The sequence below is a fragment of the Endozoicomonas sp. genome (genome assembly GCF_051008435.1).
Classification (GTDB): Bacteria; Pseudomonadota; Gammaproteobacteria; order Pseudomonadales; family Endozoicomonadaceae; genus Endozoicomonas_A.
Genome location: NZ_JBPCXO010000353.1, coordinates 1 through 1698, shown reverse-complemented (window position 1 = coordinate 1698; position 1698 = coordinate 1). Strand labels below are relative to the sequence as shown.

The following is a 1698-nucleotide window of genomic DNA, read 5'->3' as shown; positions in this document are numbered from 1 at the left end:
GTTCAGCAGATTCGGGAACTGCATCATGGCTGTGGAGAGGATTGAAGTCAAGCCTGCGATAATCCAATGGATGTTTGACCGCACTGGCCAGCACCCTGAGCAGGAAGATGCCCCAAACTGGACGCGGGACGTAGCGGGATGGCTAGAAAAACCTCCCACTCTAAAGCAGCTACTAGCCGCTGCTAACTCTGCCCACATTCCTTAATTTGGAAGTGGCTCAGAGCATTGTCTAGCTGAAGGATGAACGCAATCCGGAAATCGTGCGGGTGCTATTCAAAGACTCCGGTTCGAAGATGATGTGGTCAAAACCAATACAGTTCAGATTCTCAAAGAGGCTAGAATCAATGACGTGAGTAGTCTGTAATGGGGAAGAAACTACGAATGGGCACGGATAAACACAAACCAGGTGAAACCACGGACCACACTGAAAATACAGAAGAAAGGCGGTTGACTACACGGGACGAAATGACCGACTTTCTGCTTTATACCGCCCCCGATGGTCAGGTGAAAGTGGAGTGCATTCTGCACGATGAGACGATCTGGCTGACTCAAGAGCGCATTGCCGAGCTTTTTGGGGTGGGTGTTCCTGCTATTTCCAAACATTTGAAGAATATTTTTGAGTCCGGTGAACTGCTGGAAGAAGTGGTTGTTTCCAAAATGGAAACAACCACTCAGCATGGTGCTATTGAGGGGAGAACCCAGACCCGTGCGGTTAAATATTACAATCTGGATGCCATCATATCCGCAGGCTGCCGGGTCAGCTCGTCCGGGGTGCCCAACCGGCGCCAGCCCTATAAACTCAATTTGCGTAGATTGCATCCTTCTGACTATCTGCCCTATTTTTAGATAGGCTGGATTATGAGGCGTCGATCAAAGTTCCAGCTTGACAAACCCGTTATGCAGTCGCAAAATGCGCATTTACAGACTGTATAGGGCCGGAAGGTATTGCTGATGAAGTGCCAGAGCAGGCAGGAAGAACGGGCAATATACGCCACTTCAGGTCGCAAACTTTCTGATTGCGAAAGAGCCGGGTATCAGCCATTTGAAGCTGCAGAAGGCTGTGTATTGCGCTTACGGCTGGTGGCTTCTTCAGGATACCGACCAGCGCCTGACCCATGAAACGCCCCAAGCTTGGCAACATGGCCCGGTATTCCCCAGCCTCTATGCTGCGTTGAAACATCAGGAACGCGTACAAGGATCGCCTTTTTTCGCTACCCCTGTCAAAGATACGCAAGGGCGCATGCCTCGTCTGGTATCTGACAGCAGCAGTCAGGGCAAATTTCTGGCTGACATCTCGAAAAGATACTGGCCCTACAGCGGTGTTAATCTGGTTGCCCTGACACATCGGAAAGGCTCGCCGTGGCATCGGATCGCCAAGCAGCATGGTTTTGACTTACCACGCCAGGTAGATATCCCCGACCCTCTGATTGAAGCCGAGTTCAGGTACCTGCAAAGCGATGCTGCATCGTGAGCACAGAGCAAGAGATACTCAGCCAGTACAGAGCAAGAGATGAAATAGCAGCAGCTAAACCGCTGCTTGCCAGTTGGTCTATGCGTCCAGTAAAATGAACTCAGTATTTATTTGTGGTGCGGGGGTGTCCTGGATTCGACGGTTGTGTCGAGGCCTGAAGTGCATGTCGAGAGGGTAGTGACTCTCGTAAATCAATTGCTGCAACCCAATAGTTGCCAAAGAAGACA

General features: G+C 50.7%; 3 protein-coding genes and 1 other RNA gene. All 4 read left to right on the top strand.

Going from position 1 to position 1698, the window contains the following annotated elements; all coding sequences use genetic code 11:
- A partial coding sequence (locus ACR2PX_RS17780; RefSeq protein WP_434000701.1) for a hypothetical protein occupies positions 1-205 on the top strand: 205 nt, incomplete at its 5' end.
- Positions 206-381: 176 nt separating this feature from the next.
- Positions 382-846 (top strand): hypothetical protein, encoded by a 465-nt coding sequence (locus ACR2PX_RS17775; protein ID WP_434000700.1) that lies wholly within the window; start codon positions 382-384, stop codon positions 844-846.
- A 196-nt stretch (positions 847-1042) separates the two neighbouring features.
- Complete coding sequence (locus tag ACR2PX_RS17770) at positions 1043-1471, top strand: Panacea domain-containing protein (RefSeq protein ID WP_434000699.1); 429 nt, start codon at positions 1043-1045, stop codon at positions 1469-1471.
- Between the two features lie 120 nt (positions 1472-1591).
- Positions 1592-1698: a transfer-messenger RNA gene (gene ssrA / locus ACR2PX_RS17765) on the top strand; the annotation flags it as partial.